This window comes from Ignavibacteriales bacterium, assembly GCA_026390595.1.
Taxonomy (GTDB): Bacteria; Bacteroidota; Ignavibacteria; order UBA10030; family UBA10030; genus UBA9647.
In genome coordinates this window covers 183508-199314 of sequence record JAPLFQ010000030.1, presented here as the reverse complement: position 1 = coordinate 199314, position 15807 = coordinate 183508, and the positions used below count along the sequence as shown (strand labels likewise).

12 protein-coding genes are annotated in these 15807 nt (G+C 50.5%); all 12 read left to right on the top strand.

All coding sequences use genetic code 11. The features are described 5' to 3' along the window. The first annotated feature begins 287 nt into the window (after positions 1-287). The 12 genes from NTU47_16795 to NTU47_16740 all read left to right on the top strand — a co-directional run bounded on the left by NTU47_16795 (position 288) and on the right by NTU47_16740 (position 15681). On the top strand, positions 288-827 hold the full coding sequence (locus NTU47_16795; protein MCX6135465.1) for a glycosyltransferase: 540 nt from the start codon (positions 288-290) through the stop codon (positions 825-827). 7 nt (positions 828-834) lie between these two features. Beyond that, positions 835-1968: a DegT/DnrJ/EryC1/StrS family aminotransferase gene (locus tag NTU47_16790; GenBank protein ID MCX6135464.1), complete on the top strand. Its 1134-nt coding sequence runs from the start codon at positions 835-837 to the stop codon at positions 1966-1968. A gap of 53 nt (positions 1969-2021) precedes the next feature. Next, a complete protein-coding gene (locus NTU47_16785) occupies positions 2022-3122 on the top strand; it encodes a peptidoglycan bridge formation glycyltransferase FemA/FemB family protein (protein MCX6135463.1) in 1101 nt (366 codons plus the stop codon). Between the two features lie 85 nt (positions 3123-3207). Beyond that, on the top strand, positions 3208-3774 hold the full coding sequence (locus NTU47_16780; protein ID MCX6135462.1) for a methyltransferase domain-containing protein: 567 nt from the start codon (positions 3208-3210) through the stop codon (positions 3772-3774). Positions 3775-3998: 224 nt separating this feature from the next. Next, on the top strand, positions 3999-4877 hold the full coding sequence (locus NTU47_16775) for a class I SAM-dependent methyltransferase (protein MCX6135461.1): 879 nt from the start codon (positions 3999-4001) through the stop codon (positions 4875-4877). A gap of 182 nt (positions 4878-5059) precedes the next feature. Beyond that, on the top strand, positions 5060-6529 hold the full coding sequence (locus tag NTU47_16770; protein MCX6135460.1) for an oligosaccharide flippase family protein: 1470 nt from the start codon (positions 5060-5062) through the stop codon (positions 6527-6529). A gap of 770 nt (positions 6530-7299) precedes the next feature. Continuing rightward, positions 7300-10659 (top strand): hypothetical protein, encoded by a 3360-nt coding sequence (locus tag NTU47_16765; GenBank protein MCX6135459.1) that lies wholly within the window; start codon positions 7300-7302, stop codon positions 10657-10659. A gap of 76 nt (positions 10660-10735) precedes the next feature. Next, positions 10736-11551, top strand: a complete 816-nt coding sequence (locus tag NTU47_16760; GenBank protein MCX6135458.1) for a glycosyltransferase family 2 protein — start codon at positions 10736-10738, stop codon at positions 11549-11551. Between the two features lie 4 nt (positions 11552-11555). Beyond that, on the top strand, positions 11556-12449 hold the full coding sequence (locus NTU47_16755; protein MCX6135457.1) for a VanZ family protein: 894 nt from the start codon (positions 11556-11558) through the stop codon (positions 12447-12449). Between the two features lie 8 nt (positions 12450-12457). Beyond that, a complete protein-coding gene (locus tag NTU47_16750; GenBank protein MCX6135456.1) occupies positions 12458-13180 on the top strand; it encodes a glycosyltransferase family 2 protein in 723 nt (240 codons plus the stop codon). Positions 13181-13193: 13 nt separating this feature from the next. After that, positions 13194-13553, top strand: coding sequence for a DUF2304 domain-containing protein (locus tag NTU47_16745; protein ID MCX6135455.1), 360 nt, complete (start codon positions 13194-13196; stop codon positions 13551-13553). Positions 13554-13596: 43 nt separating this feature from the next. After that, positions 13597-15681 (top strand): tetratricopeptide repeat protein, encoded by a 2085-nt coding sequence (locus NTU47_16740; GenBank protein ID MCX6135454.1) that lies wholly within the window; start codon positions 13597-13599, stop codon positions 15679-15681. Positions 15682-15807 lie beyond the last annotated feature (126 nt).

Sequence of the window (15807 nt, the reverse complement as noted above, 5' to 3'; positions counted from 1 at the left end):
CTTTCGCCGCTCTAACAACAGGGGCAGATCTCAGTGAATTAGCGTTCTCTTCAACGCGGGAAGGTAGGTTGTACAAGTCGGCGTTGAGTTGGGCCGGGCACATTTTCCTCGTTAACGTTGACCAATTCGACTATCTGGAGCAACTGCAACTTGACCATGTCCCGCATTCATTTCTGCCATTCAACATAAACGCTAACAGTTTTGTGAAATCCCTAAACATTATAAGAGACAAGGTTGTCTTTTTCTCGATTGCTCGATTGGATTGGAAATCGCGAAGGAGAAGGTCGGTGAAGCGAAACGACATCTTCTTTCGTGGCTTTGCGGAATTTGTGCATTCGCGTGGGATGCAGAACTATCAGCTGCAGATCGCCGATTGGGGCGTCGATCGAAAGGATACATACGCGCTCATAAAGGAACTCGGTATCGAGAAGATAACTGAATTCGTGCCCGTCGGAGACAAAAGCTACCTCTATCAAAGAATAGAAGCGTCAAATGTTGTCGTGGATCAATTCAATCTCGGTGCGATCGGTTTGGGAGCATTGGAAGCGATGGCATTGTCAAGGCCGGTAATTGCCTACTGTGCGGAAGACAATGCAAGGCGAGCGTACGGGGAGGCAATTCCTGTTATGAACGCGAGAGATGAAATTGGCGTGCAGAAGGAGCTCAACTCAATATCTCAAAACTATCTGCATGTCAAATCTGAACAATCTTATGATTGGGTGCGAAAACATCATTCAGAGCAGAACATCGTTTCGAAGCTAACAACGGTATACAAAGGTATCTTGAACAATTCAGTACGGCAAACGGCCAATCACGGCAATCGATAGCTTGATAATGAAAACGATTCCGATCAACGACCTTTCTCGCATCGATGACGCCGAAAAGAAGGCTGAGTTAGACGCGATCGCGAGAGTCTATAATAGTGGATGGTACATTTTAGGCCCCGAAGTCAGGAGTTTTGAAGATGAGTTCGCCTCATACATAGGTTCGAAACACTGCGTCGGCGTTGGCAATGGGACAGATGCGCTTGAGCTCGCTCTGCGATCGTTGGGTGTGGGACCCGGCGACGAGGTGGCAACTGTCGCTAATGCTGGAATGTACAGTACAGCAGCGATCTACGCCCTGGGCGCAAAGCCAAGGTACGTCGAGATATGCGCTGACACGATGACCATGGATCCGGAAGATGTCCGTGAGAAGATGGGTGAGTGCACAAGAGCGATCATCGTAACGCATCTCTATGGTCAGATGGCCGACATGCCTGCCATACTCGATGTGTCCAGGAAAACGAATTTGCCGCTGATCGAGGATTGCGCTCAAGCGCACGGAGCTGTACTGAATGGCACGAAGGCCGGGAACTGGGGTGATATCGGTTGTTTCAGTTTTTATCCAACGAAGAATCTGGGCGGGATAGGGGACGGAGGATGCTTGGTCACCAGCAGCGAAGAAGTATATTCGAAACTGATACAACTGCGTCAATATGGATGGAAGGGAAAGTACTGTTCTGAAGTGAAGGGTGGGAGAAACAGTCGCCTGGATGAGATCCAGGCCGCAATCCTAAGGTCGAGATTGCCTCTCCTGGATCATCTTAATGGTCGCAGGAGGAAGATCGCGAGGATCTATTCAACGAAGCTTGCTGAACTGCAGGACAGGCTGGTTTGTACTCAGAACTTTCAGCTGACGAACGTATCCCATCTGTATGTGATCCGCACAAGGGAACGAGAGAATCTGTCACGGTGGCTTATGTCAAATGGTGTTTCGACAGACGTCCATTACCCGATACCAGATCACCATCAGCCTTTTCAGAAATTCCTCCTGAAGGACATTTCGCTGCCCGTGACAGAGAACGTGTGCGAAGAGGTCCTGACATTGCCCTGTTTCCCGGGTCTTGCGGAGCAAGAAATTGACCAGGTTCTCTCGGCAATTAACAAGTATTTTGCGCAATCACGCGTCGGCAACACATCGTACTGATATTCACCCAGAGTCGTTTGCAGGATGTTGTTGGTTCACATTGACTGACCGAAATGGTATCTATCAAAGTATCTACGATCGATGAGGTCGTTGACTGGGAGAAGAATCTGAATTCTGCTGGACGCGAGGCTGGATACTGTCAATCCAGATGCTGGGCCCGGATAATTCAGAAAGTCGATCACGCAACGCCAATCTTCGTCGAGGTCAATGATGGAAACAGACTCATTGCATCTCTGCTGGCTTTTCACAAGATCGCTTGGGACCGACATCAGCAAAGGATCAAGCGAGGAGTCTACGAGATTCTTTCCGGGAGCTACAGAGGTTGGTTGCAGTGGATGGATGGCCCGGTGTTCCATACTGACAGCAAACCTGAGGTTCTCGAATCTCTGGAAGCCATCCTCGCGTGGGCCGACACGTTTCTCTCGGACAGGCATCTGTCAAAGATCATTGCGCTTGGTTTCCCGCCGACAAGTGTTTGGTCAGCCGATGACGATGTCGCGAGGCTCTTTAGGGAGCACGGGTACACTTCGCGGCAAACTGCGACATATCTTGTGGACCTGCAAGATGACAAGGACAAGATATGGCATAACTTGAAACATGCAGCAAGGCAAAGCATTGCCAAGGCTCGCAAGGCAGGACTCGTGATAACGAAGATCGCATCGTTGGAGCAATTCAAAGAAATGTACTACATACCGTACGTTGCCATGGAGAGATCATTTGGACGCACCCCAAACCCCTGGATAACAGAGAGAATGCAGTGGGAGGAAAACAAGGAAAACCTCCATCACTATTATGTTGCGCAGACCCCGGATGGCGAAGTAGTGGCAACGCTGGGGATGTATGTCTTCAATGATACAGCAACTGAAATCGCCTCCTCCATGAGCAGGAGGGCCTTTGAGGAGAAATTGCCCGCCCAGGATCTGATCCATTGGGAAATGATGTTGGAAGCCAAGAAGCTTGGCTGCCACACGTTCAATCTCGCTGGAGTTAAACCGCATCCGTCGAACTCCAAGGAGGCTGGGATCAGGAGGTTCAAAGAAAAATGGGGAGGGGTGTACAAAGAGTATCTGATCTATGAAAAACCGCTGCGCAGGCTCCAGGCTCGTACGGTTCATGCGCTGGAGAACTTATATCAAAAGATGCGGGATAGGTAAATCTCTTTCTGTTTGATATAGACGAGTCTGTCTATATGAACGACGAAGGGTGTCTCAGTCGGTACATAAAGGGACGGTTTGCGTTATGGATGCTACCCAGAAAAAGAAGGTCATACCTTTTGTCGAATACTATCTCAACCTCTTTGCCCTGCCAGGTCAGCGCATTTTGGATGTCGGATGCGGCACAGCTCAATATCGTCACTCTACCAAGGCAGCCTATGTGGGGTTGGATTACACCAATGATCCGTTCCCAGACGGTTTCGCGAGGGACGTCGATATCGTGGCGTTCGCGTCCTCCATCCCAGAACCCGATCAGAGCTTCGATCTAATCTTCGCGGTAGGGGCTTTCTATCAGTTTCCTGAGAGGGATGGGGCACTTGAAGAGTTTTACCGTCTTCTGAAAGTGGGCGGGAGAGTCCTTTTGTTCGACTACAATCGAAGAACACAGAAGCGACTTGAGGCTAGTGAGGCCGAGCAACGCCCTTGCTGGACACAGTGGGAACTTCGCAGTATCGTGGCGGCGGCAGGATTCAAGGACTGTGATCTCCTGGTTCCCCGCGTTTGCCATGAAGTTAACAGGGGGGAGAGATTTCTCCGATTGGTTGCGGAGGAGGCGTTCGGCATGTGGGCGATAGTCACTGGAGTTAGATAGCACTCGACTTACCTTGTTTACGTGAAAGAGACGGTCTTTTGATTCAGGCTGTCGTTTCGTTCACGACATTTTTCTGGCGGGAATCTCTTGTGCAAGTTCTCGACCGGAGTTTGTCCCTCTCAAGTAGCTTCTGACGGCTCGTTGGAAGTCCCTTGAGGAATGCACATTGAACTTAAGCGCGCCCCCGGGGCTCTTCATGGCTTGCTCTGAGGCACGAAGGATCTTTGATCACGCCAAGGCAACTGCTTGAAGAAAACGACTTTCTACCTGATCACTCCGGACAATACCGGTTGGTATACATTGGAGGCCGCATTGTGCGACTTGAATCTCAAAGCAACTGGATGCCCACTATGAAAACATTTGAATACGAGGGGGAGCAAAGGACAATCGAGCACTTCATTCGAGAGATTGAGAAATCGAAAGCAATTCTAAGTGCCAAAGGAGGTCGGCCACACAAGACGTTGAGGATGATAGATCCTGCCGAGGGAGACAAAGTGCTGGACGTAGGATGCAACTACGGGCCTTGGTCTTTCTTCCTGCACGAAAGAGGATTTGACGTCACGGGAGTGGACCTCTTTCAAAACCAGATAGATATTGCGAACGACCTCAAGGCCGAATTGAAGATTGATGCTGATCAATTGCGATTTCGTCAGATGGACTTCTTGAAATCCGATTTTGAGGATGGTTGCTTCGACTATGCATTATTTCTGGAAACTATTGAGCATGTCAAGAATCCCACAGGTTTTCTGGACGAATTTATGAGGGTTTTACGACCCGGGGGTTATCTCATAGTATCCACTCCAAATGCCCTCAACACCTACTACATACTCAAGCAGCTCTATCCGAATCTATCGAAACTGTTCAAGAGCATAGACAGTGAGGACGAGGACACTGGTACTCATCTGGATCACATATACGCTTGGGACATTTTTTCTTTCTATCGTCTCTTGCGCCGGAGTGGTTTCAACTATGTTCAACATGAGTTCGCGGGCTTTGAAGTGCCCTTTCTGCTCACCGTGCCCTTTAACATCCCGGTCCTATCCAGATTTTCGCGCACGATGATTTTCAAGGTGCAAAAACCAATCTTACCAGTACAAGTGTGAAATGGAACTTGACAGAGGCGATGAACACTGATCGGCATAAACTGTATCCCGGCTTTCGGCGGATAGTCAGAGTTACCTTCTCTTCCAAAGTGCTCGACTTGTGCACTCAGACTCTTGAGATCCCCTGACGCAAGACTGTTTGTGATGAGACGCTTGTAAACACCACAGGAGGAATTCCAAAAGTGACTGAGACCAGGCACTATGGTTCAAAAGTCTTGATCTATTCCTATGCAACTTTGGCTTTCTACTTGCTGAAGTTTCTCTTGGTCCCAGTTCTCGCAAGGAACCTTGGACTGGAGGCGTATGGTATCTGGTCTCAGATCTCAGCGGCAGTCGATCTGCTCGTGCCGTTTTGCCTTTTGGCGCTTCCGGACGCGTTCGTCAGGTTTTCGGCGGACAAGACTGCCAAGAGTGAAATCGCGGCAAACTATTACACCGTTCTCTTTTTCATCATCGCTATGGGAGCTTTGGTTTCAACGCTCTATTTGGTCATGTCGGGCTTCATTAGCTCCAATTTCATACGCGCAGAAGGAAAGGTACTCGCTTTGGTGCAGGCTTCATCCCTGGTTCTGTTCTTCAGTTGCCTGAGTCAATTCACGACAAACTTCTTCAGGACTTTTCAACGTGAATTTGCGTACCCACTGTTTCAGTTGTTCCAGGCTGGTTGCACGATACTCATTTTTCTCGTCATGCTCGGCCAGGGATATGGATTGTTTCAGACTATTCTTGTTCTTGCCCTGATGCACTCATCCATATTTTTGGTAGGACAATTCCTCATCCAGAAGGAAATAGGGTGGAAGTTACCAAATCCGAAACTTCTTAGAATGTTTCTGTCCTATAGTTTGCCACTTTTTCCTCTCTCTATATTGGACTGGTTCATCAACGTCTCGGATCGCTATGTGATCGGATATTTTCTTCCAATCACCGAAGTGGCCAAATATTCAGCCTGCTACACGGTCGCGATGGTTATTATGCTTTACTATACTCCTTTTTATGTATTCTTGTCCCCAAAGCTCGTGCAATTATGGCAGGCGGACGACCACCTCACCTTGAGAAAAGTACTGCGGTATTCCAACAAATTTCCGCTCATCCTTGGCATCCCGACCGTATTTGGGTATGCCTTCCTCTCTAACGAAATTCTCAGACTGTTGACGGGGGAGAACTTTTTCATTTCCCCTTGGATAGGGCCATTCATATGCAGCGGTTACATATTCTACTACATCGGATGGTACTATGTGCAGATTTTTGCGCTTTCGAAGCGTACGAAATACACAACCGTCGGCTACATTGTCGCGGCTATTGTCAATTTGGCCGGCAACATCGCACTCGTGCCTCAGATTGGAATCCTCGGGGCAGCATTCAGTACCATGATCACATTTCTGGCGCAGATGATCTACTACATTATACGGTCAAGAAAATTCTATGACATACAATTGAAGTGGGATTTTCTATGGAAACTCTTGGCTTCATCGTGCATCATGCTGCTCTCGATGATTCTGACAAAACCGCTTCTATCGTCTTTCGGTGACCTAGGATTCTTGCTCCTCTCAATCGCAGTGGGCTCTGCTACATACTGCGCCTGCATACTCTTGATGGGAGTAATCAAGACGGAGGAAATCAATTTAGTCAAGAGCCTGATTCGCCCTGGTTGACTTCATGTGACGGTTGTTTGGCACGTCCTGCGTATGTCTTTCCGATCAACCGTGCCTGGGTGGTACCATTAACCAACTAAATCAAATCCACACATGTTCTTGCTGTAGGTTGCAAGGCCGTTCCTCGAGGCCTTTGGTAACCTTGGTGCTGTTGCCACCCCAGTCGCGCTCGGTGTCACTATGTATGCGTCTTGCACAGTTGGTTTCAGGATCTTGACGAAGGAGGACTTCGAACTCGTGCGAAGCATGCCCCCAGCCGGCGTGCTTAGATTGAACGTGAAAGGCTGGTCTGGACGGTTGCCGACGGTACATGGCTGCAAGCCAAAACACCTGAGGTCCCTCGCTTCAGATGTGAATTGCCCGACAGCTGCCAAAGTCTCTGGTTGCTCAGAGCCTTCCAAATAGACGAAATTGAGATGTGAGGAGCCTGATGTCACCGAGGGAGGTCTGCGCGATTCGCCACAGGGCAATGCAAACACGGTTCTGTTTTCACCTCTGCTCGAGTCGTTTTTTTCCTGTAATAGCTCCCGATTTTTCACTACTTTCATAGCGCGGGATTTTGGTTTCCCAGAATTGCCCGGTAGCTCCCATCTCGCGAGTTGGAACATTCACGGTTGGAAGCAATTCAATCGGGTTTCTTTTTGACACACTAACTTGGATCGTTGATGCTTGTCATTCCACATGTGTTGATAGCTTTAGTAATTGTCTTTGTTTGCGGCTTTGGCCTTGTCGCCTTATTGCGTGTGCTCCACAAAGGGGAAAAACAACACTTGGAGGTTGCCCTTCTTGTCCCTGTTGTCGGTTACGCCGCATCGCAGATTGCCTTTTCCTACTTGTACGGCTGGCTCCTTAACTCGCAACGGGCTGCGATAGGCGTTAGCCTCATCGCAGCGTCACTAGGTATTGTTTGTCTCGTCATTTGGGTTTTTGCTCCTAGTCGCTTGCGCGATTCTTCGCGGTCACTGGTCCCATCGAAATCAGACCGGACGCTTCTCCTGGCGCTTGCAGGGATTGTGGTCCTCTCATCCTGGCTCTACATTTACCTTGGCGAAACGCATTACTACCATTCGGGCAATGAGGACTTCTTCGATGCAATCGAGGGAGGAGAGGCCTTTATTCAAAACCGGCCTCTTGAGCAGTTGCAGAATGACTACAAGGGAGACATCAGGCTACAGTATACCAGTCAGGCGTTTTGGCGTCTCGTGCTCGGTGTCAATGGCATGGATGGATTCGCACTTCAATCGATCCTGAACCTCCTTCTCACTGCAACATCCGTCTATTGGTTGGTCCGATATGTTCTCGGCGTCCTTCCCCGGGCTTCTTCTCTGCTGGCATTTTTGTCCGTCGCGGCCAATTTCTACTTCACCACGTATCTTGCTGGACATGTTGGTTCAATGATGTACGGCTCAGTCGCTCCGGTCCTCTTGGGACTGGTGCTGGCTTGGGGCCAGAGAAAATTGTCCGCAGTGTGGCTGATGATGGCGGCCCTTCTCTTCGGATTTCTCTCGATCACATATCCCGGTCCATTCACCTTTCTTCTCCTCCCGCTCATCGCCTGGCTCTTGCACGAGCGGCTATTCAAGCCTCTGGATTTGTGGCGACGGATTGCTGCGATCATCGGGATTGAAACTTCAACCCAAACGGGTTTTCGGATTCAACCGAGACACCTCTGGAGGCTCATCATTCTTGCAACACTCGTCGTGGTAGTCTCAATTGGCTTGGTTGATTGGGCGCGACTCTACCTCCAGGAACACAAACTCTATCAAGCGCTCGTGCTGAGAACACGAGTAACCTGGAGGATCGCATTCGAAAAGGAAATCTGGACAATCCTCTGGGGTCTCTGCCCATCCAATCTTGTGGGCACAGCTTCCTTTCTTCCTTTCTTCGTGCAGAATCCACGTCTTGGAGAAACGGCCCTCGCCATTGCCTTGATCTTGTCTGGACTCACCTTCGTCGCTGCCTGGTCGCTCAAATCCAAGACGGAGTTCCAATATTTTTTTCTCTATGTGTTCCTGATCCCAGCGTTCTATCTCATGATGGCGAACTTCTGGGGCTCGCCTTACTACACTTATAAGTTTCTCTATACAAATTTTTTCGTCGTGGTGATTGCCCTCGGGGTTTGGCTCATTGACCGGGTCTCCTCGGCGGCAGGATGGCGGAAAGTCTTGTGGCTTGCGATCCCGATCCTTGTCATCAGCGTCAATCTGCTCTGGGACGTTTCTAGGGCCGTCCAGCTCATTGAAAGGCCCTATCATCAGAGGGCGAAAATCGCCGATTTTAGATCCCAATTCAAAGATGACCGGCTTCGGACCGATGCAATTGATATTCCGGATCCGACAGATGCTTTGGTGGTTGGTTACATACTTCAGCGCCAGTGGTTTTCCACCCAGCCGCGCACGACGGCTCCTGAGCTCGTCCAACTCGAAAAAGAAAAGTCGGTGGCTTATTCCACCCTTGGACGAGATAGCGTTATCTATACAAATGGAATGCTGCGCATGATCAAGCGGCCTTCGTCGGACGACATCATTCTCACAAGTAATTATGGGACTGACCACTTCTGGCCCTGGAGAATTACCTGGGTGGGGAATGAGATTACCGATTTGTCCGTCACGTTTGGGCAGTTTGTCCGCGAAGCCGTAGACTTCGTCAAGAAATCCGGGAATGGGAATCAGACGTACGTTGACATGCGCATGCCACACATTTATGCTTTGATCTCGCGTGAAATCAAGAACCAAGGACTTGTTCTGCAGGATGATCCCATGAAAGCGATCTGGTTCCTGCGCCAGAAATTCACGCGGTTTTCTCCGGATTGGCAGGTCAGGACGCAGACGTACTTGAAGGCGACGGGAAATGAAAAAGTGGTTTATGAAAACAGGATGTTCGCGGTCGTGGAAAGGCCGCAAGGCCCACCGAGATTTTCACCTGTCGTGAGTCCCAATATCGAGGAGACCACCCTTGCGACCATGCTTCGTGCGATCAGGGAGAGGGGAAACGCCGTTTATATCGACATGCCGCCGAATGAACTCATCACCGCTTCCGTACGCCAATTCCTGCTTGACAAAGGAGTTTCGGTCGTTGAAGCGCACCGGACCACGTTATTCCTTCGGCTTTCAATACACTCTGGCCTTGAGAGCTTCCGCTTCAGATCCTTTATGCATACGAATGAAGAGACGATCTGGCTGAATCCTGACTGGGAGAATACATCGAGGAGAGTCACTGTGGGGTTGCGTTTGGTCAAGGTCCCGTTGGAAGGACGGATTCAAATGGACACGAGGGCACTCCAGTCCATCAGATACTGGTATTTGACCGCAGGCGGGGCGTTTGACTTCTGTGTCTCATTGCTGAATTTGTCTGATCGCGCACACTATCTTAGACTTCTGGTGGCTCCGGGACCTGGTATTGACTTCACCAGTTTTGATCTCCTTTTGCGCGCATCCGATGAGCGTATCTTGAAACGATGGCCCGTTTCCGGTGCGTCAGCCTGCATCGATGTGCGACTGGATGATTCAACGCTCATCTCGAGAAAAGCATCTGTGCTCAATTTCGAAGGTGAGAATCTGATCGGCCATTCGCTGCTGCCGTCGGATGAACGGCTGCTCAATTATGGTGTCCTCGCAGTCGAGCTCACCGATTCGATTGATCACTACTCCGAAGAGATGCTAGCTGCCCTCAATCCGAGGGTCCGACTTCATTTTGATGTCCTGCAGAGCAAGTTGGCGGCGTTGGACAACTACTACGACATCGTCGAGGAAAAGAGCAAAGAGAAGTTGTGGTTGGGTGTCGGATGGTATGATGTGGAGACTCAGAATGACAGACCATTTCGGTGGGTCGGCAGGAGCGCACAGTTTGTTGTCGTGAATCCCTCTCCATCCATGCGATTTCTGAACATAGACCTTGAGCAAGGTCCGTCCCTGAAAGGGAAGGAGACCTTGGTGGATGTGATTCAGGATGGAAAGATCATCGACAAGTTCTCCTTGACAGGGCGAATTACGAAGAAGGTGGAGCTCAAACGAGTCACTGGAAACCAGAGCCTTGTAGTCATCCAAGTGGAAGAATCCGGACGGAAGATCCCCCAGGATCCTCGTCGGTTGGATTTCAGGGTTTTTGAGGCCTCACTATCGCCGCAATGATCGGTTGAAGAGCAACCGAGCTCGCCAGAGGGGCAATGATTTGTCGGCAGGCAACTTCTTGGAGAATGGTCCAACAATGAAGGAACCGGCACCGTCTATCAGTATTGTGACCGCAGTGTTGAACTCGGTGGACAGGATTGGCAGGTCGATTGAGTGTCTTGCATCCAGTAAGCGGGATCAAGTGGAGTACATTGTTGTCGACGGAGGCTCGACGGATGGAACGCTGGATGTCGTGAGAGAGCATGGACAGCAGATTTCAGTCTGGCTCAGTGAACCGGATGAAGGAATAAGCCATGCATTCAATAAGGGAATTCGAATGGCGAAAGGGGAGATTGTTGGTCTCCTCAATGCAGGTGATTGGTACGAATCGGGAGCCCTCGTCGCTGTCGAGGACGCATTCGATGCGAATCCGGAGATCGAGATTCTCTGTGGCGCCATTCAGTTCTGGGAAGCAGGTTCCCGGACGATCGTAGGCCTCCCGGTACCGGACAGACTGGAGCAGGAGACCTCAGTATATCACCCGGCAGTTTTTGTGAGAAAGACAGCGTACATGAAGTATGGCGAGTATGATGAAACCTATCACTACGCGATGGACTATGAACTTTTGCTCAGGTTTAAACATGCCGGAGCCAAGTTTTTGGCAGTGGACAAAGTACTGGCAAACATGAGCCTGGATGGCATATCATACAAGAACTGGTACAAGGGGTTGAGGGAGGTGAGAGTTGTTAGATCGCGATACAGTTCGCCTATCAATGTCGCTTATCGTCATTGGTTTGCCGTGATCAAGAATTTGATTGCACGTGAGTTGAAGTGCCTCGGGTTGGTCAAAATCTACCAGTCCTACTGGCTTATGCGAAACAGGCGGATGGCGAACCAATCACCTTTGAAATGACGCAATGATTTCAAAAACCCTGGCGCTTCGCCTGTTACCGTTTGTGTATTTTCTCGGAGTCTCTTTCCCGCACCACTACGTTTCCGACTTGTTGGAGAAATACCTGTTAATTCCGTTCGGCATGGATGCTGTTCAAGCAGGGGCGAACTGTGCGACTGTCGTGCCGCTGTCCGTGCTTGTGCTGGTGGTTGGGCGCATCGTCTATGTGCAGCGTGCCCGTTCGAAGCAGTTCCTGTTTGCCTGCGTGGTAGCACTTGCTCTGATCTGGATCGCAGATCGTGACCTGCTCGTCAATAACATCGAGCGGATCCACTACGTGCAATATGCGTTGCTTGTTACTCTTCTCGCGTTTTCCTTGCGGGATGAGGTGTTGATCTTTCTCCTTTCTTGTTTTGCCGGCTTCATCGACGAATTGCAGCAATTTGTCTTGAAACCGAGTCACACGAACTACTTTGATTTCAATGATATTGTCTTTAATATTTTGGGAGCGATGTTGGGGATCTTCATCGTACAGAGTCTCTTCAGCCGGGGAGAGCGATCACCAACTGCGTACGACAGAAAAGTCCGGCTCGCTTTCGCCGGCACGGTTGCGGCGCTTGCTTTCGCCGTGATACTGGCTGCGAGCACAGGAAGGATCACACCCTACGCCGATGTGTCCCGCCCCGAGCGTCAGGTTTTCGCGTCGGTGAACGGCAAGATGAGTTTCATACTCTCTTTTGAAAAGAGCGAGAGCTTTTGGACTGTCGCAGACAACAAGAAGGAATTCCATACGCTTAATCCGTACGAAGGGCTGCTTGCCGTTGCGACGCTGTTGACGTTGGGGTGGTGCGGGGTCCGCTTTCTCAGGCGATCCTCAAGAGTAGACCCGTATAGCCAGCATTTCTTATCAGCCACCTGACCAGACTCATGGTATCCGAACAAGACATATTGGTGCTTATTCCGGCATTCAATGAGCAGGACCGGATCGGGGCTGTCATCGTAGATGCCCGTCGTGAGATGCCCAAAGCGAAAGTGCTTGTTGTCGACGACGGTTCATCCGACAACACAGCCGATGTCAGCCGAAGCGCCGGTGCTCAAGTCGTCAGCCATCCATTCAACCTGGGTGTCGGGGGAGCGCTTCAGACCGGATACAAATTCGCTGTCCAACGGGGATTCCGGTATGTCATCCAGCTGGATGGCGACGGGCAGCATTCCCCGGCCTTTCTCCGGACTTTCCTCTCTCAGCTCAATGAGACTGAAGCTGACCTGATTATCGGGTCCCGGTTCATTCGTGGCTATAGTGTGAAGGGCGGCTTTTTTCGCACAGCGGGGAACGCTCTTTTTGCCAAACTCCTTTCCGCGTTGATTCGCGAGAGGTTGACGGATCCCACCTCGGGTTACCGGGCATTGAAAGCTACCGTGCTTCAGTTTTGCGTCCAGGATACGTACGGCTTCGATTATCCGGATGCCGATTTCCTCCTCACCCTTCATCGGGCCGGCTTCAAGATGGAGGAAATACCTATTGAGGTTGCTCCAAGGAGCGGTGGGATGTCCCAGCACAGCGGATTGGCGCCGATCTACTACATGATCAAGATGTTCCTCTCCATATTCATCATCCTGCTGAGAAAAAGAACTGTGAACCGAACGTGATTGGAGGGATCCCATGTCCTTGAGATTGAAAATCTTCGTTACGGTGCTCGGCTTCATGATCCTTGTCGGAATTGTAGAGTTGGTCCGGAGGAGGAAACTCAAAGAGGAATACTCGTTCATCTGGCTCATGACTGGTCTCTTTTTCGTCGTGCTCGCGCTGGATGCGGATGTCCTGTCCTGGATCTCTGAACTCGTTGGAATCGCACTACCCGTCAACACCCTCTTCTTCATGGCGCTGATTTTCATTTTTCTCCTTTGTCTTTATTTCTCCCTTCGAATATCAGCGTTGACTACGCAGCTCAAGAACCTGGCTCAGCAGTTCTCGCTCCTCCACTCTGAACACACAGATGGCAAGAAGGAGAAGGACGCTTGACACGCCCGGGGGATAAGCGACGGATGATGAGGAGACATTGCTAGTGGGAAAACGACACAAAGAGGTGCGCGGGCCTGAAATACAGAAGAGGGGGGGGGCGTGGACCCTTTTCTCACTCGGTCCGGGCCTTCTCGTAATTGCCATTGCAGGCGTGATCGCCTATTCAAATTCCTTCCTGGCGACATTCCATTTTGACGATGAAGGATCCATCGTCAACAACCCGCTTGTTCACACCCTCAGCAACATCGGAGGGATCTGGCACAGGTATCCAACCCGGTTCTTGACCTACCTTTCCTTCGCATTCAATCATAGAATCGGTGGTCTAAATGTCCTTGGGTATCATGTCATCAACGTGCTGCTGCACCTGGGGTGCGGTTTCTTCGTCTTCCTTCTGGTGCGTCGGATTGTTGAGATCCTATCCTCCCAGGGGAGGCTCAGAGGAGACCTTCGCTACGCTCCTCTTTTCGCTGCCCTCGTTTTTGTGCTTCATCCTGTACAAACCCAGGCTGTCACGTACATAGTCCAGCGTGCCACTGTCCTTGCCGCCTTTTTCTATCTGGCGTCTGTTTATTTTTTTCTTGAGGGACGCTGGAGTCAGGTTGTCAGCGGAAAAGTCAGGAACAGAGTTGCCTTCTTTTGGCTTTCCGCTCTCGCCGGATTGATGGGACTCTTGTCCAAAGAGACGATCCTTACACTTCCGTTTGCTCTTCTTTTTGTGGATTCGTTTCTTATTGCTTCGGGTAAAACTTTCAACTGGAAGTTCGGGCTTGGGCTGCTCCTCTTATTCCTGGCGTTTTCGCTTGCCATGATTCGCCTCAATCTTGTCTCGCTCGAAGATGCGCCGACGATCTCTCAAATCAAGTATATCAGTACCCAACCTCAGGTAATACTGACCTATCTACGTCTCGCGATTCTGCCCTACAATCAGAACCTCGACTACGATTTTCGGATAGCACAGTCTCCCTTCGAGGTCGGGACATTGGTGAGCCTCGGTGCCATCATTTTCCTGGTTGTTCTAGCTGTCTGGCTCTTCAACCGCGAGCGGTTGATCTCGTTTGGCATCGCCTGGTTTCTGCTTGTCCTTCTCCCTGAGTCGAGCATCTTGCCGCTTGCGGACGTGATCTTTGAGCACCGGATGTACCTTCCGATGTTCGCGTTTTCCCTGGGGGTTGTTGTGCTGATGGCACGATTACAGCGCATCACAAGCCAGAACATGATCGTAATGTCTCTGATGGTGGTGGTCGTGATTCTTGGATATCTCACGTTCGAACGGAATAAGGTCTGGTCGGATGAGGTGACATTGTGGGGTGACGTTGTCTCCAAATCACCTGCGAAGGCACGTGGGTACAACAACAGGGGGAGAGCTCTCGCCGAAACAAAGAGGTTTCAGGAATCGCTGGCTGATTTCAACCGAGCGTTGTCGATTGACCCTGCAAATTCTGATTCCTATAACAACCGAGCCAACGTACTGGTCCAAAACGGTTATCCGGACCAGGCGATTGCTGATTGTGACAGCGCTTTGAGATATCCTCCACCGCTTGACTATCAACTTGGCATGATCTATTTCAATCGGGGAACCGCCTATCTTCGAAAGAACCAGGTTGAACGCGCGATCACTGATTTCAATGAAGCACTCGCTCTGAGCCCAGGTCACGAATCGGCTCTCTTCAATCGTGCAATAGCATTCGCTGCCATAGGCGATTACGAGCGGGCGATCACGGACAATACGTCCGTGCTTCAAATGAATCCTGGCCACGTCAAATCACTCAACAACAGAGGGATCGCGTATCGGGAACTTGGCAAACTTTCTGAAGCGTTGTCCGATTTCAACTCGGCGATTCGTTTGCAGCCGACCTATGGTCAGGCATATGTGAATCGCGGAATTGTCTGGACCCTCAAAGGAGATCTGCAGCGAGCTGAAGCAGATTTCAATTCCTGCCTTGCCTCGCTTCCGCGAAACGCAGAAGCGCTGTACCGGAGGGGAGTGGTCCGCTTCCGGAAAGGTGATCTGCAGAGGGCGGTTTCTGATTTTGATCAGGCTCTTTCGATTAATCCCGGTTTGACTTCGGCCTCGATCGAACGGGAGCGAGCACTCAAGGAGCTTCAGAGGAGAGGAAGAGTCAATTGACTTTGAATGTACCCGTTCTCGATTCCCTGACCAAAGGAGCCCGACCGCTCCACTTCCGCCTGGTGCTGCTCGTTGGCTTCGAAGTGGTTCTGCACGGGTTTGCTTGCTAAGATCTGGAAGCGTCAA